Source organism: Fulvimarina fulva, from assembly GCF_039652615.1.
Taxonomy (GTDB): domain Bacteria; phylum Pseudomonadota; class Alphaproteobacteria; order Rhizobiales; family Rhizobiaceae; genus Fulvimarina.
Genome location: NZ_JBDJAC010000011.1, coordinates 94659 through 118031, shown reverse-complemented (window position 1 = coordinate 118031; position 23373 = coordinate 94659). Strand labels below are relative to the sequence as shown.

22 protein-coding genes are annotated in these 23373 nt (G+C 61.2%); 9 read left to right on the top strand and 13 right to left on the bottom strand.

The window, feature by feature from the left end; genetic code table 11:
- Positions 1–10: 10 nt before the first annotated feature.
- The 8 genes from ABDX79_RS15255 to ABDX79_RS15220 form a co-directional block, all read right to left on the bottom strand.
- The gene (locus ABDX79_RS15255; protein WP_346221161.1) at positions 11–373 is read right to left on the bottom strand and encodes a response regulator; all 363 of its coding nucleotides are present in this window, start codon (positions 371–373) and stop codon (positions 11–13) included.
- Positions 374–402: 29 nt separating this feature from the next.
- Positions 403–702 carry an STAS domain-containing protein gene (locus tag ABDX79_RS15250; protein WP_346221160.1) on the bottom strand — a complete coding sequence of 100 codons (300 nt, stop codon included), beginning with the start codon at positions 700–702 and terminating at the stop codon, positions 403–405.
- Positions 702–2498: a methyl-accepting chemotaxis protein gene (locus tag ABDX79_RS15245; protein ID WP_346221159.1), complete on the bottom strand. Its 1797-nt coding sequence runs from the start codon at positions 2496–2498 to the stop codon at positions 702–704. Before ABDX79_RS15245 ends, ABDX79_RS15250 begins: the two co-directional genes overlap by 1 nt.
- A 1037-nt stretch (positions 2499–3535) precedes the next feature.
- A complete protein-coding gene (locus tag ABDX79_RS15240) occupies positions 3536–5527 on the bottom strand; it encodes a HAMP domain-containing methyl-accepting chemotaxis protein (protein WP_346221158.1) in 1992 nt (663 codons plus the stop codon).
- Between the two features lie 526 nt (positions 5528–6053).
- A complete protein-coding gene (gene leuD / locus ABDX79_RS15235; RefSeq protein WP_346221157.1) occupies positions 6054–6674 on the bottom strand; it encodes a 3-isopropylmalate dehydratase small subunit in 621 nt (206 codons plus the stop codon).
- A 3-nt stretch (positions 6675–6677) separates the two neighbouring features.
- Positions 6678–8093, bottom strand: a complete 1416-nt coding sequence (leuC, locus tag ABDX79_RS15230) for a 3-isopropylmalate dehydratase large subunit (protein WP_346221156.1) — start codon at positions 8091–8093, stop codon at positions 6678–6680.
- A gap of 244 nt (positions 8094–8337) precedes the next feature.
- On the bottom strand, positions 8338–9123 hold the full coding sequence (locus tag ABDX79_RS15225; protein ID WP_346221155.1) for an L-threonylcarbamoyladenylate synthase: 786 nt from the start codon (positions 9121–9123) through the stop codon (positions 8338–8340).
- A gap of 153 nt (positions 9124–9276) precedes the next feature.
- Positions 9277–10050 (bottom strand): sulfate transporter family protein, encoded by a 774-nt coding sequence (locus ABDX79_RS15220; RefSeq protein ID WP_346221154.1) that lies wholly within the window; start codon positions 10048–10050, stop codon positions 9277–9279.
- 106 nt (positions 10051–10156) lie between these two features.
- Here ABDX79_RS15220 and ABDX79_RS15215 point away from each other — a divergent pair, with 106 nt between their 5' ends.
- Complete coding sequence (locus tag ABDX79_RS15215) at positions 10157–10336, top strand: DUF2256 domain-containing protein (RefSeq protein WP_346221153.1); 180 nt, start codon at positions 10157–10159, stop codon at positions 10334–10336.
- Positions 10337–10351: 15 nt separating this feature from the next.
- Here ABDX79_RS15215 and ABDX79_RS15210 read toward each other — a convergent pair whose 3' ends face one another.
- The gene (locus ABDX79_RS15210) at positions 10352–11650 is read right to left on the bottom strand and encodes a cyclopropane-fatty-acyl-phospholipid synthase family protein (RefSeq protein WP_346221152.1); all 1299 of its coding nucleotides are present in this window, start codon (positions 11648–11650) and stop codon (positions 10352–10354) included.
- A 146-nt stretch (positions 11651–11796) separates the two neighbouring features.
- Between ABDX79_RS15210 and ABDX79_RS15205 the strand changes: the two genes are divergently transcribed.
- Positions 11797–12369 (top strand): carboxymuconolactone decarboxylase family protein, encoded by a 573-nt coding sequence (locus ABDX79_RS15205; RefSeq protein WP_346221151.1) that lies wholly within the window; start codon positions 11797–11799, stop codon positions 12367–12369.
- A 16-nt stretch (positions 12370–12385) separates the two neighbouring features.
- On the opposite strand, the gene ABDX79_RS15200 is transcribed toward ABDX79_RS15205, so the two are convergent.
- The 3 genes from ABDX79_RS15200 to ABDX79_RS15190 form a co-directional block, all read right to left on the bottom strand.
- Complete coding sequence (locus ABDX79_RS15200; protein WP_346221150.1) at positions 12386–12898, bottom strand: thermonuclease family protein; 513 nt, start codon at positions 12896–12898, stop codon at positions 12386–12388.
- 686 nt (positions 12899–13584) lie between these two features.
- On the bottom strand, positions 13585–13791 hold the full coding sequence (locus ABDX79_RS15195) for a DUF1674 domain-containing protein (RefSeq protein WP_346221187.1): 207 nt from the start codon (positions 13789–13791) through the stop codon (positions 13585–13587).
- A 129-nt stretch (positions 13792–13920) separates the two neighbouring features.
- Positions 13921–14196, bottom strand: a complete 276-nt coding sequence (locus ABDX79_RS15190; RefSeq protein ID WP_346221149.1) for a hypothetical protein — start codon at positions 14194–14196, stop codon at positions 13921–13923.
- A gap of 204 nt (positions 14197–14400) precedes the next feature.
- On the opposite strand from ABDX79_RS15190, the gene htpX reads away from it, so the two are divergent.
- The 5 genes from htpX (at position 14401) to ABDX79_RS15165 (ending at position 20331) form a co-directional block, all read left to right on the top strand.
- A complete protein-coding gene (gene htpX, locus ABDX79_RS15185) occupies positions 14401–15375 on the top strand; it encodes a zinc metalloprotease HtpX (RefSeq protein WP_346221148.1) in 975 nt (324 codons plus the stop codon).
- Positions 15376–15380: 5 nt separating this feature from the next.
- Positions 15381–16802: an RsmB/NOP family class I SAM-dependent RNA methyltransferase gene (locus tag ABDX79_RS15180; protein ID WP_463671184.1), complete on the top strand. Its 1422-nt coding sequence runs from the start codon at positions 15381–15383 to the stop codon at positions 16800–16802.
- Positions 16803–16806: 4 nt separating this feature from the next.
- The gene (locus ABDX79_RS15175) at positions 16807–17022 is read left to right on the top strand and encodes a hypothetical protein (RefSeq protein ID WP_346221146.1); all 216 of its coding nucleotides are present in this window, start codon (positions 16807–16809) and stop codon (positions 17020–17022) included.
- Positions 17023–17105: 83 nt separating this feature from the next.
- On the top strand, positions 17106–18722 hold the full coding sequence (gene purH / locus ABDX79_RS15170) for a bifunctional phosphoribosylaminoimidazolecarboxamide formyltransferase/IMP cyclohydrolase (protein WP_346221145.1): 1617 nt from the start codon (positions 17106–17108) through the stop codon (positions 18720–18722).
- Positions 18723–18930: 208 nt separating this feature from the next.
- Positions 18931–20331 carry a nucleobase:cation symporter-2 family protein gene (locus ABDX79_RS15165; RefSeq protein WP_346221144.1) on the top strand — a complete coding sequence of 467 codons (1401 nt, stop codon included), beginning with the start codon at positions 18931–18933 and terminating at the stop codon, positions 20329–20331.
- A 90-nt stretch (positions 20332–20421) separates the two neighbouring features.
- Here ABDX79_RS15165 and ppa read toward each other — a convergent pair whose 3' ends face one another.
- Entirely contained in the window at positions 20422–20958 is a 537-nt protein-coding gene (ppa, locus tag ABDX79_RS15160; protein WP_346221143.1) for an inorganic diphosphatase, read from the bottom strand.
- 297 nt (positions 20959–21255) lie between these two features.
- Between ppa and ABDX79_RS15155 the strand changes: the two genes are divergently transcribed.
- Together ABDX79_RS15155 and ABDX79_RS15150 are read left to right on the top strand one after the other, a co-directional pair.
- Positions 21256–22593, top strand: a complete 1338-nt coding sequence (locus ABDX79_RS15155) for a flagellin N-terminal helical domain-containing protein (protein WP_346221142.1) — start codon at positions 21256–21258, stop codon at positions 22591–22593.
- 380 nt (positions 22594–22973) lie between these two features.
- On the top strand, positions 22974–23373 hold a 400-nt coding region (locus tag ABDX79_RS15150), incomplete at its 3' end, for a flagellin N-terminal helical domain-containing protein (protein WP_463671183.1).

Here is a 23373-nt window from a genome sequence, read left to right as displayed (position 1 = left end):
CTTGCGCGGCTCAGGCCGCAACCCGGTTGATCGCGGTGACGAGCTTGGGAGGATCGAAAGGCTTGACGATCCAACCGGTGGCACCGGCGTTCTTGGCGCGGGCCTTCTTCTCGGCGTCGCTCTCGGTGGTGAGGACGAGAATGGGGATGCCGCGATAGGCTTCGTTGAGACGAACGTTCTCGATGAAGGTCAACCCGTCCATACGCGGCATGTTGACGTCTGTGATGATGACGTCCGGACGCTCTTCGGCGAGCTTTTCCAGCCCGTCCACGCCGTCTTCGGCCTGTTTGACGTCGAAACCTGCATCTTGCAGGGTTCGCCGAAGCATTTCACGCATCGTGCGCGAATCGTCGATCGTCAGAATCATCTTCATTTTTCATCGCTCTCCGAACCAGACGGCTCTTAGTGAAAATCGTCGATCGACAGGCCAATCAGCTCAAGGCTGGTCACGAACGACTTCGAGGGCTGTGCGATCTTGAATTCGAGGTTGTCGGCCTGCCAGGTCTTGGACGCGGCCAGAAGCACTTGAATTGCCTGGGTCCCCGCCCGCTCGACCATTGAGGCGTCGATTGCGAGCGCGGATCCCTTCAGGGTTCGCAGCTGGGCTGCGAGAGGACCGGCCGAGGCGATGTCGAGGGTCGGCGGAAGATCGATCCAGCGCGAGTCCAGATCGTCCTGCGCCGGTGTTTGCTTCTGCGTCATCAAAATTCCTCCCAACTCTCGGCTTCGGCCTGCGGCTTTGGCTGGGCACCGCCGCGACCTACGGTCTTCATTGCAACGACAGTCTTACTGTCCATTGCTTTCGACAAACTTACAGACGCGCTCTCACGGCCCTTGGGTCTGGTATTTTTGTCCACGCGGAACTCGCCCACAGCTTTGTTGAGGCTTACCGTCTCGTCGGCGAGGCTTCGACTTGCTGCAGCCGTTTCCTCGACCATCGCCGCATTTTGCTGTGTGACCTGATCCATCTGGCCAACTGCGACGTTTACCTCTCCGATACCCGTCGACTGCTCCTGAACGGAGTTCGCCATATTGGACACAAGAGAGTTAACATTGTTTATCTGCTGAACGATCCGCTCGAGTGCACTGCCGGTTTCTTTCACCAGCTTGACACCGAGATCGACCTGGTCGCCGGACGTCGAGATCAGCGTCTTGATTTCTTTGGCAGCCTCTGCGGAACGTTGCGCGAGCCCGCGAACTTCCGAAGCGACAACGGCAAACCCTCGACCTGCTTCACCGGCACGCGCCGCCTCCACGCCCGCATTGAGGGCAAGAAGATTGGTCTGGAAGGCGATCTCGTCGATCACGCCGATGATTCGCTCGATCTGTCGGGACGAACTCTCGATCGAGTCCATCGCGGAGATTGCGTTTCCGACGATTTCGCCGGAGCGGACGGCATCGGTTCGGGCGCTTGCGACGGCATCGCTGGCCTGAGCTGCGTCCTTCGCTGTCTTCCTGACGTTCGCCGTCAACTCGTCGAGGGCAGCCGCGGTTTCCTCGAGGCTGGCGGCCTGGGTTTCGGTCCTGCGGGAAAGATCATCTGCGGCGACTGAAATTTCTTCCGTGCCCTGGCGGATACTATCCGAACTCTCCAGGATCCGGTTCAGGGTGGAACCGATCTGCGCGAGCGAGGCGTTGAAATCTAGACGGAGCGGCTCGAATTCAGGTGAAAACGGCTCCTCGAGACGGCAGGTCAGATCATTTTGCGCCAACAGCGACAAACCGCCGCTGATCGTACTGACAGCCCGAACACGCTCCGTGACGTCGCTTGCGAATTTGACGATCTTGATAATCTCGCCGGAGGGCCCGAACACAGGATTGTACGAGGCGTAGAGCCAGATCTCGCGCCCACCCTTGCCGACACGCCGGAAATCTCCGGTCACCGGCTCGCCGCGATTGAGGCGTAGCCAGAACTCGATATACTCGGGCGACCGGGCCTCGGCCGGGTCCATGAACATCCGATGATGGGATCCTGCGATCTCGCTTAGACGATAGCCAGTCGCAGACAGGAAGTTCTCGTTCGCGGTGATGATTTCACCCGACGGCAGGAACTCGATGACGGCCTGGATCCGCGAAAGAGCGGACATCTTCGCGCCCGTCTCGACGTGCTGGCGCCGCTCCTCCGTGATATCGGTCGCCTGTTTGATGACGCCGACAACCTTGCCTTTCCGATTCTTGATCGGGTTGTAGGAGGCGCGAAGCCAAATTTCCTTGCCAGACTTGGCGATCCGCTTGAACTCTCCAAAATGCGTCTCCCCCCGGGCGAGCTTCGCCCAGAAGTCGCGATAGGACGGGGCAGCGGCATCCTCGGAGGAGAGGAAGGCCCTGTGATGCTTGCCGTTCAGCTCGCTCTTTTCGTAGCCGAGGATGCGGCAGAAGACGTCGTTCGCACTAACGACCTGACCTGACGGGTCGAACTCGATGAACGCGAGCGAGTTACTCAGGGCATCGAGAACTGCGGAGGGATCACTTCTGGGGGAAGAACTCAGGAACTTCATCGCAGGATCTCACAAAATGAGGGGAGGAGAACACTTTCACGTGATAATACATAAGGCATATTTATGAAGGAACCGATAAAATCCGAGTTATGTGAGACACTTTGCCTGACTCTTCATCATTCTCGCGCTACAGATCTTATCGGCATGGTATAATCTCAGGCATCCAGCGTTAAAGGCCTTGTATAGTTGAGGAAACGCTTTGATTTTGCTTAAAAACGCACCTTTCAGTCACGCATTTGAACTTATACCAGCGACTCTTGAGATGTGCGCCAGACGAGAATGGGCCCAAAGGGGCAATTCTCTTGTCCGACCGTATTACGGACCACCTTCCCTGATCGTCCTTGCCGGCATGCTGCCTCGGTCAGCCGTTTTCGAACACCGACTTGTCCAGGCAGGCCGCCTTAGATTTGGCGCCTTATCATTGAGACGGGACGAGCATTCCGGTCAGAGGATCTTTGAAAGCCGCGCATACGGAGAATCCGCTCGCAGCATGCACAGCGCTCTGGCCCCGCGCAGGGCTAATACCGATGGACCTTTGAAAGCACCGCTTTTCAAGGTCCATCGGCAGCCAGAGCGGCGCTTGAGCCGTGCGCCGGACGAGAATTGGCCATGGGTCAATTCATTTGTCCGGCGGTATAAGAGCTGATACAAAGCTCAGTTCACGTGTGCTGCGGCGTCAAGCGCGGTGCAAACGGCTCGCCGGGTTCTTGTCTTGTGAAGCAAACAAGCGGTCTTTGCATAAAATCCGGAGCATCATGCGGGCGCGTTGCATGACCTTTCGGATGAGATCATCCGGAACAACCAGGGCTTGAAGCAAAACATCCATTTCGACCGATCGCATCTCGCGTTAAAACCGAAAATGCCCGCCATCCTTGCGGAAGACGGGCTTTACGTGAGGTCTATGCTTAAAAGCTCGACACCGAAGCTCCGGCACAAGTTGCGATATCGGGACCGGGACTGATGGTCCATCGCCTTCGGTCAATATTTGCGCTTACGAACGCCAGTGACCATTTCTCGAAGCGGCGTCTGGGCCGTGATCAAAACTCTTCCCAGTCGTCCTCGACTTTCGGGGCTGCTCCACCCTGTCCGACCGTCTTCATCTGTTGGACAGTTCTGCTCGGCGAATGGACGGCCCGGCTCGGCGCAGCAGGCCTGCCGGTCTTCGAAGGCGCGTTGAACTCCTTCTGGACGCGCTCGGAAAGCTCCTTGATCGGAAGGTCACGCTTCGGCTGCCAGCTCCGGCTCTGGGCCGAGGTCTGGAACCGCTCGACGGCATGGACCAGCCCGTCCGTCTCGCTCGACAGCGTGCGGGCAGCTGCGGAGGTCTCCTCGACCATCGCCGCATTCTGTTGGGTCACCTTGTCCATGTGATCGGCAGCACCAGAGACTTCCTTGAGGCTGGTGGCCTGTTCGCGCGCCGATGCCGCGATCTGACCGACCAGATCGGTCATGGCGGTCACCTCGCCGACGATCTCCGTCAAGGATGTGCCGGACTGGGTGACCAGATCGACACCCTGAGCGACCTGATCTCGAGAGGTCGCAATCAGCGTCTTTATCTCCTTGGCGGCCTCTGCCGAGCGCTGGGCCAAGCCCCGGACTTCCTGCGCGACCACCGCGAAGCCCTTACCCGCGTCGCCGGCGCGTGCCGCCTCGACACCCGCATTGAGCGCGAGAAGGCTGGTCTGGAAGGCAATCTCGTCGATGACGCCGATAATCTGGTTGATCTGCTGGGAGGACGCTTCGATCCGGTTCATGGCGTCGACCGCACGGGCAACGATGGCACCGCCGTGCTCGGCCTTTGTCAGCGCGCCGGTCGCCGTCTTCTGGGCCTGACCGGCACTGTTGGCCGTTTCGTTCACACCGCTGGAAACATCGCCGAGCGCGGCGACCGTCTGCTCCAGGCTCGCGGCCTGCTGTTCGGTGCGCTGCGACAGATCATGGGCGGCGGTCGTGATTTCGGACAGACCGGTGCGGATCGCCGAGATCGAGTTCACGACGGTTCCGATCGCCTCCTCTAGCTGAGAGACGCTCGAATTGAACTTGGCGCGGATCGGTTCGAATTCCTGCGACACGGAGGTTTCCATACGCACGGTCAGATCGCCGGCCGAAAGGCGGTCGAACCCTGTTTCCACCAGCCGGATAAACGTCTTGAGGTCTTCGGCCCGCGCATTGTCGATCTCGGCCTGACGCTCCTTTGCCTGACTTTCGTTGACGGCAGCGGCCTCCGCGGTCTGCACGAGCTCATCACGCTCGATCGCCTGCTGCTTGAAGATCTCGACTGCGGACACCATCTGGCCGATCTCGTCCCGTCCTTCCAAACCCGCAACGTCGATGGATTTGTCGCCCCTCGCAAGTCTTAGAACGAGTGCGGACAAAGCGGACAACCGACGAGCAATGACCTTGTTCAGGATCAACGCCAGGACGATCGCGGCACCGAGCATCGCGACCATGCCGATGACGACAATCCAGATCATGAAGGTCAAAGCACCATTTTCAGCAAGGCTCGCTGCTGCAACGCTCGCCCGCGCCTCGTCGCGAAAGCCGTCGAGCGTTTCCTCGATTGGCTCGATGAAGGTGTCTGCCTTACCGGATTCGAAGATCTTGAGAGCCCGGGGATAGGTGTTGTCACTGCCGGCAAGGCGGATGACGGGATCGGCGATCTCGCTCTGCCAGGCGTTCATGTCCTGCATGGCCTTTTCAAGCCGCGCGGCCGCCTGACTATCGACAAGCGACGTCAATTTTCCGATCGAGGTCACGAACGCATCGTAATGCTCTTTGGTACGCTGTGCGAAATACGGATCTTTCGTGATCATGAACCCGCGAAGGGAGTTTTCCTGGCGCGCCAGCTTGAAACGCGCGTCGACCGCTGCCGTCGCGACTTCGAGAGCCCTGTCCTTCTCATTGGCTTTTTCAAGCGTGTGCAGACTGTCCCAAAGAAGTAAGCTCATCGTCGCTGCCGCGATCATCGAGACCATGGCGAAAGCAATCCCGATCTTTCGGCCAACTTTGAGATTTTTGAGATCGAACACGAACGCTCCTCCAGACTGGCAAAGGCCTTCCGGAAACGGAGGCATCGCGGGGTTCTATTGGCGCTCGGAACGCTTAAAAACTGGTTAATTTTTGGGGCTTCACGTCAGGTTGTGCGTCAATTGACAGCATTAACAAACGTTATGGGAGCACGGGAACCGCTACTGGCTCAATAAAACGGAATATTCGCCTAGATTCTATTCCGAAAGCGTTGGTGGCCCTTCGCTTGGCGATCGCTAATTTGCTGCTTCACGTAATAATTCACGGAATATCACAAAGAACAGGACGCTCACACGAAACGATAATAAAGACTTACATTCAAGCCAATTGCGACCGAACACTTGCCGCCGTCTTAGCGGCGCTTACACTGTTGACCGGATGAGAGGCGCGATTCGGCCAATTCAGACCGCGGGTCTTCAAACCCGACCGTTTTGCGGGGTCGCACGTCCCACCTACGGTCCATGAGGCGTTCGCCGCACCGGCGGCATTCACGGGTCGGCCCGGCCAAACCGCAGCCGGGACACCAGATTACCCGATGGGCTCGCGTTCATAGAGCCAGGGCGTCACCTTGCGCTGCCTGTCCTCGAAGGCTGAAATGGCATCGCCCTGGTCCAGCGTCTGGCCGATCTCGTCAAGACCGCGCAAAAGAGCGTCGCGGCGATAATCCTCGATTTCGAAGGCATAGACTGTCCCGTCGGCGAGCCGTACTTCGCAGGCCTCCAGATCGACGGTGATCTCTTCGCCGCGCCGTGCAGCTTCCATCACGACATCCACCTCGTCCGGCGACAGGGTGACCGGCAGGATGCCGTTCTTGAAGCAGTTGTTATAGTGGATGTCGGCGTAGGAAATCGCGATCACCGCGCGGATACCGAAATCATACATCGCCCATGGGCTGTGCTCGCGCGAGGATCCGCAGCCCCAGTTCTCGAGGCTGACGATGATCTTCGCGTTGCGCCACGGCTCCTGATTGAGCACGAAATCCGGGTTTTCCGATCCGTCCGCCTTGAAGCGGTGCTCCTGAAACAGCGACCAGGCGAGCCCCTTCTTGGTGACGGCCTTCAGCACCTGTTTCGGCGTAATCATGTCTGTATCGACATTGTTGATGGGGATCGGCGCGGCGAACCCGGTGACGGAGACAAACTTTTCCATGGTTCAGCGGCCTTTATTCCAGCTGCGCACATCGACGAATCGGCCCGCGATCGCGGCCGCGGCCGTCATCGACGGGCTCGCGAGATGGGTGCGCCCACCCGGTCCCTGCCGACCGACGAAATTACGGTTCGAGGTGGACGCGCAGCGCTCGCCGGGAGCAAGCCTGTCGGCATTCATGCCGAGGCACATGGAGCAGCCCGGCTCGCGCCAGTCGAAACCGGCCTCGATGAAGATCCTGTCGAGGCCTTCCTGTTCGGCCTGCGCCTTGACGAGGCCAGAACCCGGAACGACCATGGCCGAGGTAATGTTCTCGGCGACCCTGTGCCCGGATACGACGGCCGCCGCAGCCCGCAGATCCTCGATCCGGCTATTGGTGCAGGAGCCGATGAAGATCCGGTCCAGCGGAACCTCGCCGATCGGCTGGCCGGGCCTCAGACCCATATAATCGAGCGCGGCCTCGATCGCCTGACGTTTCTTTTCGTTGGCGGCCGCATCCGGGTTCGGCACGGTGCCTGAAACCGGGATCACGTCTTCCGGGCTCGTGCCCCAGGTCACCATGGGCTGCACGTCCGCGCCGTCGAATTCGATCTCGCGGTCGTAACTCGCGCCCTCGTCGCTTGACAGCGTCGACCAGTAATCGACGGCCTTTTGCCAGTATTCGCCCTTCGGCGCGCCCGGCTTACCCTTGATATAGGCAAAGGTCGTCTCGTCCGGCGCAAAGAGCCCTGCCCGCGCACCGGCCTCGATCGACATGTTGGAGATGGTCATGCGCCCCTCCATGGAGAGCGCGCGCATCGCCTCGCCGGCATATTCCACCACATGCCCGGTGCCGCCGGCCGTGCCGATCCTGCCGATCGTCGTCAGCATCAGATCCTTCGCCGTCACGCCGAATGGCAGCGTGCCGGAGACGGAAATCCGCATGTTCCTGGAGCGCTTGGTCAGAAGCGTCTGGGTCGCCAGCACGTGCTCGACCTCGGATGTGCCGATGCCGAAGGCGAGTGCGCCGAACGCGCCATGGGTTGCGGTATGACTGTCGCCGCAAACGATCGTCATGCCGGGCTGGGTCAATCCCTGCTCCGGGCCGATCACATGGACGATACCCTGCCGCCGATCGGTCTGGCCGAAATAGGCGACGCCGAATTCCTTGGTGTTCTCGGCCATCAGCCGCAGCTGCTCGCGCGAATCCGGTTCGGCAAGATCGTCGCGGCGGCCGGGAAAGGTCGGGACATTGTGGTCGGCGACGCCAAGGGTCGCCTCAACGCGGCGCACCGGCCGGCCGGCATCGCGAAGGCCCTCGAAGGCCTGCGGGCTGGTCACCTCGATGATGAAATGCTGGTCGATGTAGAGGATCGTCAGGCCGTTCGCCTGACTCGCGACGACGTGTGCATCCCAGATCTTGTCGTAGAGGGTTTTTGGCATGGCGAAGCCCCGGTTCCTTTCGCACGCGGCGTCATGTGCCGCATGATCGCGCCGTCATCCTCGGGCTCCGTCCCGAGGATTCAGCTTGGACTCAACGGATATATTCCTTATCGGCGCCGGTTGCACCGTCGATCACGCTACCATCGCCTGGATCCTCGGGACGGAGCCCGAGGATGACGTATGGAGAGGCCAGAGGGTATCCCGCCGGTTTCGGTGGATAGCCGCCCCTCCGCCAGCGCTCGCCTCAGTAATACTGGCCGTGACGATAGTCCCAGCTGAGGAAATGCTCGGACAAAAGCGCCATGATCTTCTCGTTGTCGAGACCCTTGCGGATGAGGATCGGCGCCGGCGAAACCATGCGTTCGCCCTTCTGCTCGGGGATCAGCGTGCCCTTCTCGTCCACCATCGAGACCATCACGCCCTGTTCGTAGCGCGAGCCCTCGTCCTTGTCCGGCTGGATCGAGGCGACATAGTCGTTTGCCGAGATGATGAGATCGGCTTCCGCCTCGATGCGATCGCCGATGCCTTCGACGAGGCCGCGATTGCCCTTGCCGGACGGATTGGCCGAGGAGGCGAAGGCGAGCTTGCCATGGTCGCGCCACAGCGCTTCGGCGAGCTGTTCCGAGGGCGTGCCGAAGCGGATGACGAAGCAGCTTGTCTCGCGGCCATCCATGACGAAATCCTTCGATCCGTCATCGGGGATCTTGGCGATCGCCTCCTTCTTCCACGGCAGGATGCAGCCGAGAAGAATGTTCCGGTCCCAATGGGCCTGATAGAAGGCCTCGATCTCCGGCGTCATCTCGGCGAGGGTCTTCAGTTCGTCCATCGATCCGCAGAGCACGACGCCCGGCTTGTTGCGCTTGCGCACCTTGGCGTCGAACTTGCGTTCGAGACCGGCCTTGTCGGAAACCATGATGATGTAACCGACCTTGGTCGGCGACACGATCATGCCGCCGCCGCGGGTAAGGATGTCCAGCCCGTCCTTTTGCAGGTCCCCGGTCCAGGCGACGGTCTTTTCGTTGGCGGGCATGTCCACTCCATCAAAGGTCTCGTTGCGCGGGACCCCTGTTAACGCAGCGCCGGGCGGCGATGCGGCGGATGTCCCCCGCGAAAAAATCGGCAATGGACGCCGCAATAGGCGCAGTAGCGCTCTTTTGAAAGAGAAAAAACGCGCTGAAGGCGCTCAGCGGCTCACGCGCTCGCGCCCCTCGTCCCCCGCGAGCCGTTCCTGAAAGCTCTGCTGTGGGTCCGGCAGGGCCCCGTGTTTCGCGGACAGGCGCTGGTGCAGATGCACCATGAAGGAGGCCGCAAACAGCGGGGTCAGAACGTTGAGGATCGGCACGCTGAGGAAGGCTGCGATCACGAGCCCGGCGAAAAACACCGTCGAACTGTGCCGCTGGCGCAAGGCGCGTGCATCCTCGCCCATCCGGTAGCGCATCGCGGCGAATTCGAAATATTCCCGCCCCAGCAGGTAGCCGTTGACGAGGAAGAAGGCGACGAGATTGATCCCGGGAACGAGAAGAAGGGTCAACGCCAGAAGATTGCCGAGGATCACGACGCCGAAGAACTTGATGGACAGGATCATGCCCGGCACGAGCGGCATCGCCCGCCCGTTCGGCGAACCCGGATAGGACTGGGTCTCCACCACCTCCGCGACATCGTCGAGGAAGAGGCCGGCGATGATTGCGCTGATCGGTCCGATCAGGAAGGCGAGAAGCACCGCCAGCATCAGCCCGAGCGCCCATGAGGCCACCGTGCCGGCCTGATCGACCCAGTGCGGAAGGTCCGGCAGGAGATTGACGAGGAACGGCAGTGCGACGCTCTCGAAGACCACGCTGATCAGAAACCAGAGCGCGATCAGGACGACGGCGGCAAGGCCCAGCATCTTCCACAGCGCCGCGCGAAAGGGCTGTGAAAAGATATCCGAAAAAGCGAGGCCGGCGCTCGTTAAGATCATGGGCGCATTCCGAGATGAGGGTTGAGAAAGGCCCGGTTAAGCTAGGCATCCGGGCGGGGCGCAACAAGCAGCTGGCTGATGCGCCGGCGAGACCCATATCGCTCCAATGAGCGCCAAATCCGAACTCCCCGTCAAGATCTGTGTCCAGTGCGGCAAGCCGATGGTCTGGCGCAAGAAGTGGGAGAAGAACTGGGAGGAGGTCAAATTCTGCTCCCAGCGCTGCCGGAAGGAGGCCAAGGCGGGTATCCCGCCGAGGCAAGCGGCAAGACCTGCCGACGACCGGTAGCATCAACCCGGGTTCTCAGCCCTCATAAAGGTCGCGCCGGGTCGGGGGCAGTTCGCTCGGCCCCTTGCCGCGCTTCGATGAAAGCGTCTGGTAGATGAGAATGCCGCCGCGCGTGAAGCCGAGGGAACAGCCGGCAAGGTAAAGCAGCCAGAGGCGCGCCTTGCGCTCGCCGGCAAGCTCGCAAGCTTCATCGAACCTTGCGAGCAGGCGGTCGTGCCAGAGCTTGCATGTGAGCGCGTAGTGCTCACGCCAGTCCTCGATGTCGTGGACCTCAAAGCGATGCTTTTCCAGCATACGCGTCGAATGGCCGATATGGTCGAGCTCGGCGCCGGGAAAGATGTAGCGGGTGATCGCCCGGTATTCGGGCGTGCCCTTGTGGAAGGCTTTTTCCGTCTTTTTCGCCGGCCGCGTGATGGCGTGGTGAAGATAGAGCCCCTTCGCCCGCAAGAGCTTGCGGACGGCCGAGAAGTAGTCGTCGTGGTTCTTGAAGCCGACATGTTCATACATGCCGATCGAGGCGACTTTGTCGAAGGTGCCGGTCAGCTCCTGGAACGGCTTCAGCTCGATGGTGATCTTGTCTTCGAGGCCGGCTTCGCGCACCCGCGCGGTGGCGAGATCGAACTGCTCCTGGCTCAGCGTCACGCCCTGCCCGCTCACCCCGTAGCGCGAGGCGGCGTGAATCAAAAGCGCGCCCCAGCCGCAGCCGATATCGAGAAACCGCTCACCCTCCTTCAGCCGCAGCTTGCGGCAGATCATGTCGAGCTTGTCCTCCTGCGCCTTGCCGATATCCTCGTGCCAGCCGTCGAAATAGGCGCAGGAATAAAGCATGCGTTCATCGAGAAAGAGCCGGTAGAAGTCGTTTCCGACGTCGTAGTGATACTGGATCGCTTCCTTCGAGGAGCCGCTGCGGCCCGAGCCAGCACCGTCCTTTTCCTCAACGCCCGCTTTACGCGACAGGCGCCACAGCGCCGGAAGTGCCTTGGCGATGCGGCCCTTCTCGATCTGCTTCAGCGCATCCTTCGTCCGGGTTTCGGAGCGTTTGCCGGCGAGGTCGAAGATCGTGCCGTTCTTGAAGTCGATGCTCTTGTCCATCCAGAGCGCGACCACCCGGCCGATCGAGGGACGCATGACGAGCCGGGCAAGCCCTGCCGGATCGGACAGGACCACGACCGGACCTTCGTCGGGGCCGATCCGCTCGCCATCCCAGAGTTCGATGGCAAACCCCGGCTTCATCACCTGGATCACATGGCGGACGATCCCCTTCAGCCGGGCCTCGTCGCCATTCGATGAACCGATATCACGTGCCACAGACATAGCCGTTCCCGCTTTTGTTCCTACGCCTGCCGAGGCTCATGGGCGTCTTGATTACCGATTCGCCATGTTGCTGCACTGCACGCATCCATCGGCTTTTGTGTTCGTTATCGCTTTACAACCCATCCAATCAGGAAAGCCACATCGTCATGCGCCTGCCACTGATCGAACCCGACCAACTGACCGAAGAACAAAAGCCCCTCTATGAGGATATGAAGCAGGGGATCGACAGCAAGTTCAACGTCTTTACTGCGATCGCCGAGAACGGCGCGCTCATGGGGCCGTGGAACCCCTGGCTGCACGAGCCGAAAATCGGCAAGGCCATCTGGGATCTGACGAAGATCATGGCCATGGAAGCAACGCTGCCACCCAAGGCGCGCGAGATCGCGATTCTCGTCACCGGCGCGCATTTCAACTCGGCCTACGAGATCTATGCTCATGATGCGGTTGCCGAAGACAAGGGTATCGACGAAGAGACCATCTCGACCCTCGTTGCCGGCGTGAAACCGACCGGAATGGAAGGCGAGGAAGAGGTTGCCTACGATGTCGCCTATGCGCTCGTCACCGGTTCGGTTCTCCCGCGCCCGACCTACGACCGGGCGGTCAAGACCTTCGGGCAAAAGGGCGCGCACGAGCTGATCTATCTTGTCGGGCTCTACTGCCTCGTCTCGATGACGCTGAACGGGTTCAACGTGCCGGTGCCGGACGCGGACAACAAGTAGACCACGCCAGCCTGTGTCAGCTTCGCGGGGAGGGTGACGGCCTTGGTGCAACCGAAAGCTCGGTGCACCAGTCGCGCCGGGCATCGCCTCCATATTCGACGACAAGCCGGTCATCGAGCAGCCGCTTGGCGACATCGGGCTCGGTCTCGGTCGCGACCTTCGCGAGGACGCGGCCGAAATATTTGTCGCCCTTGATCTCCGTCAGGGTGATCTCGCCGGATGCGACGATCTCCTCGAGCCGCGCCGTGGCCATGGCGGCCGCCTGTTTCTCGGCGGCGCAGGAACCGCGCTTTTCCGGTGCGTCGATTCCCTTCAAGCGAACCGCCACATGGACCGACTGCATCGGCCAGATGAAAGCCTGCACCTCGATCGTATCGCCGTCGCGGACTTTGACCACACGGGCGGATACCGGCCCGTCGATCGATCTGGGCGGCTCCTCCGCAAAGGCGATTGCCGACGGAAAGACGCATCCGAGGGCGAACACCCCAGCCGCCAAAGCACCGACACAACCCTTAAGCGAATTTGCCACGAAAAGAACCACCTTTCCTGCAGGAGATACCTGCATACGATATGGATATAATTCCTAAAAAATCGTTTTTGAAGAGTGGATTGGGAAAATTCGCTTCGAAATCCCGGGCATCAGATTGACGCGACCAGAATAGGCGCGACACGGTGGCCGCTCCGAGGTTCTGCCGTTGTCGCGAGTAAAGCATCAATCCGCGTTTCCTCATTCTCGGGCTCTATCGCGAAAATCCAAGGCTGCACATCAGGTCTTTGAAACTTTAGCATTATCGCCATTTTCGGAACGCAGGCCGAGAATGGCGGCCGAGGGGACAAACTCCGTCCGCCAACGGGTTTCACGCGTGAGCGGGCAAAAACAAGCCAGTCATCGCACCCCGATCACACGAACCGGGAAAGAGTCTTTTCAAGGCCGAGAGCGGCGTCGGCAGGCCTGTCGAATCAGGATAATTTGCACACACGCTATGCGGTCAAATTCGCAAGAGCGAAGCCGTCGCGTGGATGGCGCGGGCAATCACTTGGACGCGCCGCTTTCAACAACCGGTCTGCATGCTGCGCACGAAGACCTTGCCCGGAAGTGGGTGCGAGAAACGTCTCTCCACACCAGAAAGGGCGCATAGCGCGAACGGGCGCGGGACGCGGCAACAGGCGGCAACAGCGAGATATGAAGCCTCGGGAGCGAGCGCCTCCCGGCGATCAGAAATCGCTGACGATGCCGTCTTTCTCCCAATCGCCGTAGCGAACGGGCTCCACGCCCGATTTTCGCCCGTCGATCTCCGTCGGCAGGCTGTCCGGATCGACCTTGAACGCTTCCCTGGATCGCCGCCGCTCTTCGGCTTCGGCCAACGCGCGCTTGGCCGCCGGGGAGAGCTTTTTGACGTTCGTCTCCGTCGAGACCTTCATCGCGCCGAGAATGTCGTCCGTAGGGTGGTCCACCATGAGAAGGATCGTCCGCTCAGTCCAGGGTTCGGTTTCGCCCTTAATGTAAGGAACGCACCTGACAAACCAAATCCGGCTCGCCTGCGAATGCCGTCATTCGACGAGTTCGCCCCAGGCAGGATCCCATTCGATACCGGCTTCAAGCATGACACGGACCTCCGCATCGCCGATCATATCACGCTTGTTTTCAACAATCCGGAACGCCTCTTCCGGCGACATCTCTTCTGGCGGGAAGACCGAAGGCTCGGCTGGATCGCCCGTATTCTCGATATTCGTGATGAACGCCTTTCGTGCATCTCCCTCCTTGATGATACGAACGACGATTTCACCCTCTTCGGGCTCCCCGGTCAGCCTGCGATACTGCGCCATGATATGGTTCCCTTTTTTCCATGTCCTTGTTGGCAATCCGCAAGGAGGCGATCCGGTTGCGCGCCAGGTCGAAAGACCGGAAATTCATCGGCGAGGCGCGCACGGGCTTTAAACTTGAACGGTGCGCTGACGCGGACCATCTTTTACCTGACCAGAGACGCAGGGCTCCTGCGCTCGCCCAGCATCTGAAAAGCGTGGATTTCCATGAACATGCTCAAGACAGCCGCTCTGATTGCCGCGCTCACCGCCCTCTTCATGGGCCTCGGCCTTCTCATCGGCGGGCGCGCGGGCATGATGATCGCGCTCGTAATCGCCGCGGGCATGAATCTCTTTGCCTATTGGAACGCCGACAAGATGGTGCTGAAGATGCACCGCGCGAAGGAGGTCGACGAGCGGTCCGCGCCGGAATTCTATTCGATCGTCGCGAGCCTTGCCCAGCGGGCGGGCCTGCCCATGCCGAAGATCTATGTCATCGACAATCCCCAGCCGAACGCCTTCGCAACCGGGCGCAATCCGGACAATGCGGCTGTCGCGGCCACCACCGGGCTTCTCAACCAGTTGTCCCACGAAGAGGTTGCCGGCGTCATGGCGCACGAGCTTGCCCATGTGCAGAACCGCGACACCCTGACCATGACGATCACCGCGACGATCGCGGGCGCGATCTCCATGCTTGCCAATTTCGGCATGTTCTTCGGCGGCAATCGCAACAATCCGCTCGGCATCGTCGGCATGCTGGCCGCCGTCATCGTGGCCCCGCTTGCCGCAATGCTCGTGCAGACAGCCGTGTCGCGAACCCGCGAATATTCGGCCGATCGGCGCGGCGCCGAAATCTGCGGCCAGCCCGGCTGGCTTGCTTCCGCACTCGAAAAGATCGCAAAAGCGTCAGGTCGCATTCCGAACGAGACCGCAGAGCGCAATCCGGCGACCGCGCATATGTTCATCATCAATCCGCTTTCAGGGAACAAGATGGCCGGCCTTTTCTCGACCCATCCCGATATCAACGAACGGATCGCCCTGTTGCGGGAGATGCGGGTCGAGGGCAGCACCGACTTTGTCGCCCATGAGCCGACGCGCGGGCGAGAGAGTGGCCGAAGCCCGCTTCCGGACACGGGCTATCGCAGCCACGCGGCCGAAAGCTGGCGCCGCGGCTCCGACATGCGTCGGGGGCCTTGGGGTTGAGCGGCGTGAACGATGCGCCCGTCTCGCCGCAGCTTCGCAAGGAGCGGGCTCGCGCACGGCGCGGCGAACCTTCCTCACCCGCAGTCGGCAGACCGAAGTCCGAGCAGGCGGCATCCATCGACAAGCCCGGCCTGAAGGCCCGTCAGGTCGCGACCAAGCTGCTCGGTGCGGTCATCGAGCAGCAGACATCCCTCGATGGCCTGACCGATCCCGATCACGGTCATCCCCATCTGCGCCAGCTTGAGGGCCGCGATCAGGGGTTGGTGAAGGCGATCCTTCTGACCGCCCTGCGCTTTCGCGGCACGCTGAGCGAAGAGATCGCGGCGCGGCTCGATCGCCCATTGCCGGGCAATGCGACGGCGCTCAACCATCTCCTGCATGTGGCGGCAGCGCAGATCCGCTTTCTCGATGTCCCGGACTCCGCCGCCGTCGATCTCGCGGTCACGGCCGCCGAAGCCGACCCGCGCACCAGGCGCTTCAAGGGCGTCGTCAACGCGGTCCTGCGGCGAATGACCCGCGAGCTTGCCGGCGCGGAGGTGACGACCGCCCCCGTGATCGACTGCCCGCCCTGGCTCTTCGAAAGGCTCGTTGCGGCCTATGGCGCGCCGCGCGCCGAGGCGATTGCCCTGGCGCACCGCACGCCCGCTCCTATCGACCTGACGGTGAAGAGCGATCCGGAGGGATGGTCCGAACGGCTTGGCGGGCGCGTGATCTCGGGGCCTTCGATCCGCCTCGATGCGGAAACGCAAGGAAGTATCGCCACTCTTGAAGGATTTACCGACGGCGCATGGTGGGTCCAGGACGCCTCGGCCGCCCTCCCCGTACGCCTCTTCGGCGATCTTCAGGGCCGGACCGCTGCCGATCTCTGTGCAGCCCCCGGCGGCAAGACCGCGCAGCTTGCCCTGGCGGGTGCGACGGTCACGGCCTGCGAAGCCTCCAGATCCCGCGCCAAGCGCTTGGGCGCGAACCTGACGCGGCTTGCCATCGATGCGGAAACGCTCATCGGACCGTTCCAGGAAACCCTCGGCGAACGGGTCTTCGATGCCGTTCTCCTCGACGCGCCCTGCTCGTCCACCGGCACCCTGCGCCGTCATCCCGATGTCGGCTACACCAAATCGCTCGACGATGTGCGGCGGCTGGCGGAGGTGCAAAGGAAGCTTCTCGACGCTGCCGCGGATCACGTCGCGCCCGGTGGTACGCTGGTCTTTTCCAATTGCTCGATCGACCCCAAGGAAGGCGAAGATCTCATTGCCACCTTCCTTTCCGAGCGGAGCGATTTCGAACGCCAGCCCATCGAGCCGGGCAGCCTTCCCGGCTTCGAGGACGCGGTCACCACCGAAGGCGATCTACGAACGACACCCGACATGCTGTCGGAGATCGGCGGCGTCGACGGCTTCTTCGCGGCGCGTGTGAAAAGGGCGGGCTGATTCGATGAACGAACGCAGATCTTGCAGCGTGGCTCTCGCCGCTGCGTCATTCGCCCTGGCGCTTGCCACGCTCTCTGCCTGCGGCGGCATGACGAATGCCGTCGGCGTTTTGCCCAAAACGCTCGACGATCTCGAAGCCAAGAGTGCGGCGGCACGCGGCGAACCCTTACCCTCGCAAAGCTGCGAAAATCCGCCTTGCCCGGACGCGGCGGGCCGATAGACCGTTTCGGCATTGCAGCAAGCTCGGATCGATCCTATCACGGCGTCAGTTTCCCGCCGTAACAGATCGATGAGTGCCGCCCCATGTCCGTCAAAGCCAATGCCACGCCCCTCCCGGACCGCGTCAAGGTCAAGCGCGCGCTGATCTCGGTCTCGGACAAGACGGGTCTCGTCGAATTCGCATCGGAACTTGCGAATATGGGCGTCGAGCTCGTCTCCACGGGCGGCACGCGCAAGGCCCTCGCCGATGCCGGCCTTACCGTCCGGGACGTTTCCGATCTCACCGGCTTTCCCGAAGTGATGGACGGCCGGGTGAAGACCCTGCATCCCGGCGTCCATGGCGGTCTCCTGGCGATCCGAGACGACGCAGCCCACGCGGATGCGATGAGCACCCATGGCATCCAGCCGATCGATCTTCTGGTCGTCAATCTCTATCCCTTCGAGGAGACCCTGAAGAGCGGCGCGGATGCGGCGACACAGGTGGAGAACATCGATATCGGCGGTCCGGCCATGATCCGCGCCGGGGCGAAGAACCACGGCTATGTGACGGTCGTCGTCGATCCATCCGATTATCCCGCCCTTCTCGACGAGCTGCGCACCAATGCCGGCGAGACGACGCTTGCCCTTCGCCGTATGATGGCCGGTCGGGCCTTTGCCCGCACCGCCGCCTACGACGCAGCCGTCTCCGGCTGGTTTTCCCAACAGACGGGGGACGCAACCCCGCGCCGCCTCTCCATTGCGGGCGAGCTGGCCGAGTCCCTTCGTTACGGTGAAAACCCCCATCAGGACGCCGCCTTCTACCGCACGGGCGAGGACCGGCCGGGCGTTGCAACGGCGCGGCAGGTGCAGGGCAAGGCGCTGTCCTACAACAATATCAACGACACCGATGCCGCCTTCGAGCTGGTGGCCGAGTTCGATCCGGCCCGCACCCGGGCCGTCGCGATCATCAAGCACGCCAATCCTTGCGGCGTCGCGGAGGGTGAGACGTTGAGCGAGGCCTATCGCATGGCGCTGCGCTGCGATCCCGTCTCGGCCTTCGGCGGCATCGTCGCGCTCAACGCCCGGCTGGATGCGGCGAGCGCCAGGGAGATCACCGAGGTCTTTACCGAGGTCATCATCGCACCCGAGGCGGACGACGAGGCGATCGAGATCGTCAAGGCAAAGAAGAACCTGCGCCTTCTCCTCACCGGCGGTCTGCCGGACCCGCGCGCCAGGGGTCGCTTCGTCAAATCCGTGGCGGGCGGGCTTCTTGTCCAGTCGCGCGATGCGGGCGTCGTCGACGATCTCGATCTGAAGGTCGTGACGAAGCGCGCGCCTTCGGAAAGTGAACTGGCCGATCTCCGCTTCGCCTTCCGGGTCGCCAAGCATGTGAAGTCCAACACCATCGTCTATGCGAAGGATCTGGCGACGGTGGGGATCGGCGCCGGGCAGATGAGCCGTGTCGATGCGGCCGGCATCGCCGCCCGCAAGGCCGCCGACGCGACGAAAACCGCAGGTCTTTCAGAGCCCCTCACCAAGGGCTGCGTCGTTGCCTCCGACGCCTTCTTCCCGTTCGCGGACGGGCTTCTTTCCGCCATCGAGGCCGGCGCGCGCGCTGTCATCCAGCCCGGCGGCTCGATGCGCGACGACGAGGTGATCGAGGCCGCCGACGAACACGACGTCGCCATGGTCCTCACTGGCATGCGCCATTTCAGGCATTAATCCGGCCTGCCGTTCTTCGATTGGCATGTTTGATGCTTTTCTCCCGTCAGGGACGGGTTCGGCGGCTTCGGCCGTCGCTCCCTGCCCTAGCGGAGTTGCAAGGGCGTCGCGTCCGATATCAGCCTGACATCATGGCCTTCCAAGCCACAGACATGTCGGGAAGCGCCCAATCTCTCCGGTCTGGTGTCATGGGTACGGGACAATCGGCATGAGCGAAAAACAGGCAGTTCCCCTCGGCAGTCTGATCTACACGCTGGAAGACAGGCCGCCGCCGGGGCCGTCGTTCCTCGCCGCCATGCAGCATATTCTGGCGGCGATCGTCGGCATCGTGACGCCGAGCCTCATCATCGGCGGCGTTCTCGGCCTTGGCGCCGAGGTCCCCTATCTCATCGCCATGTCGCTCTTCGTTTCGGGCGTTGCGACCTTCATCCAGTGCCGGCGCATCGGGCCGGTCGGCTCCGGCCTTCTCAGCCTCCAGGGCACCAGCTTCGCCTTTCTCGGCGCGATCCTTGCGGCCGGGTTCGCGGTCAAGGCCCGCGGCGGTGGGCCGGACGATATTCTGGCAATGATTTTCGGGCTCTGCCTCGTCGGGTGTCTTGTCGAGATCGTGCTCTCACAGTTCATCGGCAAACTCGGCAAGATCATCACGCCGACGGTGACCGGCATCGTCATCACTGTGATCGGCCTGTCGCTCATCAAGGTCGGCTTCACCGATTTCGCAGGCGGGGCCAATGCGGGCGATGCGCTGGGCGCGCCGATCAACCTCCTGCTCGGCTTCATCGTCGTGGTGATGATCCTGGTCCTCACCTTCCAGAGGAACCCGATGGTGCGCATTTCGGCGATCATGCTCGGACTGTGCGGCGGCTTCGTCATCGCCGCGCTCATGGGCGAAGTCGACTTTTCGCGCTTCGGGACCGGACCGATCGTCGCGCTGCCGATTCCCTTTCGTTACGGTATCGACTTCGATCTCGGCCTCTTCCTTCCGATCGCCTTCATCTATCTTATCACCGCCATCGAGACGACCGGGGATCTCACCGCCAATTCCGTCATCTCCGGCGAACCGGTCGAGGGTCCGCTCTATCTCGAACGCATCAAGGGCGGCGTTCTGGCTGACGGGATCAATTCCGCCATCGCGGCGGTGTTCAACACCTTCCCCAACACAACGTTTTCCCAGAACAACGGCGTCATCCAGATGACCGGCGTCGCAAGCCGTCACGTTGGGCTCTATACCGCCGCGATCCTGGTCGTTCTGGGCTTCCTGCCGGTGATCGGCAGCGTGTTCCTGCTGGTGCCGAAGCCCGTTCTCGGCGGTGCCACCCTCGTCCTTTTCGGCACGATCGCGGTGGCCGGCATCCGCATTCTGGCGACCCAGGAGATCGATCGACGCAAGGTCTATATCATGGCGATCTCGTTCGGCCTTGGCCTCGGCGTCACACTCGTCCCCGACGCGACCCAGCAACTGCCCGACTTCGTCCGCCAGGTCTTCGCAACGCCGATTACACTTTCGGGAATTTCGGCGATCCTCCTGTCGCTGCTTCTGCCGGAGGAAGAGGTGGAGCCGGCGAGCGCAGACGTGACTGGTCCGAAAGAAGCAACGCGATCGGTCTGAAGCCGGAACATCAGCGCCCATCAGAAGAAAAGCCGCCTCGGGATCAAACGATCCCGGGCGGCTTTGTCAGGTGAAGCGTTGGATTGGCGCTTACTTTTTGCCGTTCTCGTACCGGTCGACGGCTTCGCTGATCATCTTGCGGGCATGCGCGACATCGCCCCAGTTATGGATCTTCACCCATTTGCCGGGCTCGAGATCCTTGTAGTGCTCGAAGAAGTGCTCGACCTGCTTGAGCAGAATCTCCGGCATGTCGGTGGCCGTCTTCACATTCTCGTACTGCCGGGTCATCTTCGAGGTCGGCACGGCGACGACCTTCTCGTCCTGGCCGGCATCGTCCTCCATCACGAGGACGCCGATCGGACGGCAGGGCAGAACGGAGCCCGGCACGAACGGACGATCGTTGAGGACGAGGACATCGATCGGATCGCCGTCGTCGGACAGAGTATGCGGCACGAAGCCGTAATTTCCGGGATAGCGCATCGGCGTGAACAGGATGCGGTCGACGAAGAGCGCGCCGGACTCCTTGTCCAGCTCGTATTTCACCGGTTCGCCGCCCACCGGCACCTCGATGATGACATTGACCTCGTCCGGCGGGTTCTTGCCGCGTGAAATCTTCGAAACGTCCATGAGATCCTCTCTGCCTGTTGGATGCGGCGCGGAGCCGCAATTCGCGTTCCGCGGTTTGATAGGCCTCGGGGCGGTGGAGTCAATCGCCGGCGCCCTCCGCAAGGAAGATGCGCGAATTCAAATGGTGTTTTCCTGCGTTCGTTTTGTCTCGGGAAGAAACGCAAATCTTACGATCCGGGAAACCGATCGTTAACCCTAACAACCTATCAATTGCTTCGAACGAGACGTTGCATGAAGCCACGGTTCACACTCCTAAAATGCCCATGAGGGGCGCTCGAAGTTCAGGGCAAGACTCTTATGACCAGCATCAATACCAACGTCGCGGCTATGACCGCTCTGCAGACCCTGCAGAACACGAACCGGATGATGGAAGACACGCAGAACCGCATTTCGACCGGTTACCGTGTCGCAGAAGCCAAGGACAATGCCGCCTACTGGTCCATCGCGACCGGAATGCGCTCCGACAACAGCGCCATGTCCGCCGTCTACGACTCGCTCGGCATCGGCCAGGCAACCGTTGATACGGCTTATACCGGCCTCTCCTCCGCTAAAGACGTGCTCGACGAGATCAAGGCCAAGCTGACGGCCGGCTCCGCCGATGGTGTCGACAAGTCGAAGGTGCAGGACGAGATCAAGGCCTTGCAGGGGCAGTTGAAGACGATTGCCGATACCGCGTCCTTCTCGGGTCAGAACTGGCTGTCGACAGGTTCATCCACGGCGATGAGCAAAGAAATCGTCTCTTCGCTTTCACGCGATTCGGGTGGATCCCTGACTGTCGGCTCGATCCCGGTCGATATCACCAATCTGCGTCTTTACTCCGATGACGGCGCTGGCGTGAATACGGGTATCATCAACAAGAGCATCACGCTTAAAAAGTACACCACGACGGCGACTGCTGCGACGACGGTTGCGACGTCGACGGACAACCAGACCTTCAACCTTGCGGAAAACGATAAGGTCACCTTCTCCGTCAAGCAGAATGGTGCAGCCGCACAGACGGTCGAGATTACGGCTCAGACCCTGAAGGATGCCGGTCTTAAGACCACAGGTTCGGTCGCGGGCGCAGACTTGTCTGGTACAATCAGGTCGGAAGCCGACCTGACGGCCGTCCTCGAGCAGGCTTTCAAGGATGCCGACATTACGGGAATTGACGTCGACATCGATGCGTCTGGTATGGTGAAATTCTCGTCTACCGACTCTTTCGAAATCGGCACCCCCGCAACTTCGGGCTCGGCAACGGCACCGGACCTGACCATCCTCGGCCTTGACACGGTTCCGGCAACGCCGACGGCGAATGTTGCAACGACTGTTGCATCGGTCGCGACGATCGACATCACGAGCGCCACCGCCTCCCAGATCAGCAACTTTATACAGGTCGTGGATAAAGCGCTCTCGGAGGTCACGACTGCAGCATCAACACTGGGTGCCATTCAGAACCGCATCGAGATGCAGCAGGAGTTCGTCTCCAAGCTCATGGACACCATCGATAAGGGTGTCGGCACCCTCGTCGATGCCGACATGACCGAAGAGTCGACGAAGCTGAAGGCTTTGCAGACCCAGCAGCAGCTTGGCGTTCAGGCGCTCTCGATCGCCAACAACTCCTCGCAGGCTATCATGCAGCTCTTCCAGGGCTGATATCGAACAGATCCTTTCCTCGACAGTAAGGCAAAAGGTCGCCTCCGGGCGGCCTTTTTCGCGTTTCGGAGACCCGGCTGCCCGATGCAGCAGACAGCCAAAGCCGTGCCCCACACTCTTGAAAAGGCGACGAGACCCAATCCAGCCAAGTCGACAACACCGTCGGCGGCAGCACCAAAGACACGTTTTGTTTAGTACAAGTCACGCAAAGCTATATAAATACTTTGTTAAACATGCCTTTTAAGTGAACAGTAGCACGGCAAGCCTAACTTCGTGGTCATAGCGAAGTGATCGAAACAACTGATCCCAGGCATGATGCCGTTTTGCTATCCCGGCCGATCCGGACTGTCCCTTTCTTCCAAGCGTATGGGACGCTCACTATGACCAGCATCAATACCAACACCTCGGCGATGACGGCTCTTCAGAGCCTGCAGATGATCAACGGCGATCTCGAGACCACGCAGGGCCGTATCTCGACCGGCTACCGTGTCGCGGAAGCCAAGGACAACGCAGCTTATTGGTCGATCGCGACCACCATGCGGTCGGACAACAATGCTCTTTCCGCCGTCTCCGACTCGCTCGGCATCGGCGCTGCGACGGTCGACGCGGCCTATACGGGCCTCAATTCCGCAAAGGACATGCTCGACACGATCAAGTCCAAGCTGACCACGGCCACCTCCGACGGTGTCGATAAGTCCAAGGTCCAGAGCGAAATCTCCGCTCTTCAGGGCCAGCTCAAGACGATCGCCGACTCCGCTTCCTTCTCGGGTCAGAACTGGC

What these genes read in the sequence shown, in the direction of transcription:
- ABDX79_RS15255 (WP_346221161.1), bottom strand. Translation starts at nt 373, where the DNA reads ATGAAGATGATTCTGACGATCGACGATTCGCGCACGATGCGTGAAATG.
- ABDX79_RS15250 (WP_346221160.1), bottom strand. Translation starts at nt 702, where the DNA reads ATGACGCAGAAGCAAACACCGGCGCAGGACGATCTGGACTCGCGCTGG.
- ABDX79_RS15245 (WP_346221159.1), bottom strand. Translation starts at nt 2,498, where the DNA reads ATGAAGTTCCTGAGTTCTTCCCCCAGAAGTGATCCCTCCGCAGTTCTC.
- leuD (WP_346221157.1), bottom strand. Translation starts at nt 6,674, where the DNA reads ATGGAAAAGTTTGTCTCCGTCACCGGGTTCGCCGCGCCGATCCCCATC.
- leuC (WP_346221156.1), bottom strand. Translation starts at nt 8,093, where the DNA reads ATGCCAAAAACCCTCTACGACAAGATCTGGGATGCACACGTCGTCGCG.
- ABDX79_RS15225 (WP_346221155.1), bottom strand. Translation starts at nt 9,123, where the DNA reads ATGCCCGCCAACGAAAAGACCGTCGCCTGGACCGGGGACCTGCAAAAG.
- ABDX79_RS15220 (WP_346221154.1), bottom strand. Translation starts at nt 10,050, where the DNA reads ATGATCTTAACGAGCGCCGGCCTCGCTTTTTCGGATATCTTTTCACAG.
- ABDX79_RS15215 (WP_346221153.1), top strand. Translation starts at nt 10,157, where the DNA reads ATGAGCGCCAAATCCGAACTCCCCGTCAAGATCTGTGTCCAGTGCGGC.
- ABDX79_RS15210 (WP_346221152.1), bottom strand. Translation starts at nt 11,650, where the DNA reads ATGTCTGTGGCACGTGATATCGGTTCATCGAATGGCGACGAGGCCCGG.
- ABDX79_RS15205 (WP_346221151.1), top strand. Translation starts at nt 11,797, where the DNA reads ATGCGCCTGCCACTGATCGAACCCGACCAACTGACCGAAGAACAAAAG.
- ABDX79_RS15195 (WP_346221187.1), bottom strand. Translation starts at nt 13,791, where the DNA reads ATGAAGGTCTCGACGGAGACGAACGTCAAAAAGCTCTCCCCGGCGGCC.
- ABDX79_RS15190 (WP_346221149.1), bottom strand. Translation starts at nt 14,196, where the DNA reads ATGGCGCAGTATCGCAGGCTGACCGGGGAGCCCGAAGAGGGTGAAATC.
- htpX (WP_346221148.1), top strand. Translation starts at nt 14,401, where the DNA reads ATGAACATGCTCAAGACAGCCGCTCTGATTGCCGCGCTCACCGCCCTC.
- ABDX79_RS15175 (WP_346221146.1), top strand. Translation starts at nt 16,807, where the DNA reads ATGAACGAACGCAGATCTTGCAGCGTGGCTCTCGCCGCTGCGTCATTC.
- purH (WP_346221145.1), top strand. Translation starts at nt 17,106, where the DNA reads ATGTCCGTCAAAGCCAATGCCACGCCCCTCCCGGACCGCGTCAAGGTC.
- ABDX79_RS15165 (WP_346221144.1), top strand. Translation starts at nt 18,931, where the DNA reads ATGAGCGAAAAACAGGCAGTTCCCCTCGGCAGTCTGATCTACACGCTG.
- ppa (WP_346221143.1), bottom strand. Translation starts at nt 20,958, where the DNA reads ATGGACGTTTCGAAGATTTCACGCGGCAAGAACCCGCCGGACGAGGTC.
- ABDX79_RS15155 (WP_346221142.1), top strand. Translation starts at nt 21,256, where the DNA reads ATGACCAGCATCAATACCAACGTCGCGGCTATGACCGCTCTGCAGACC.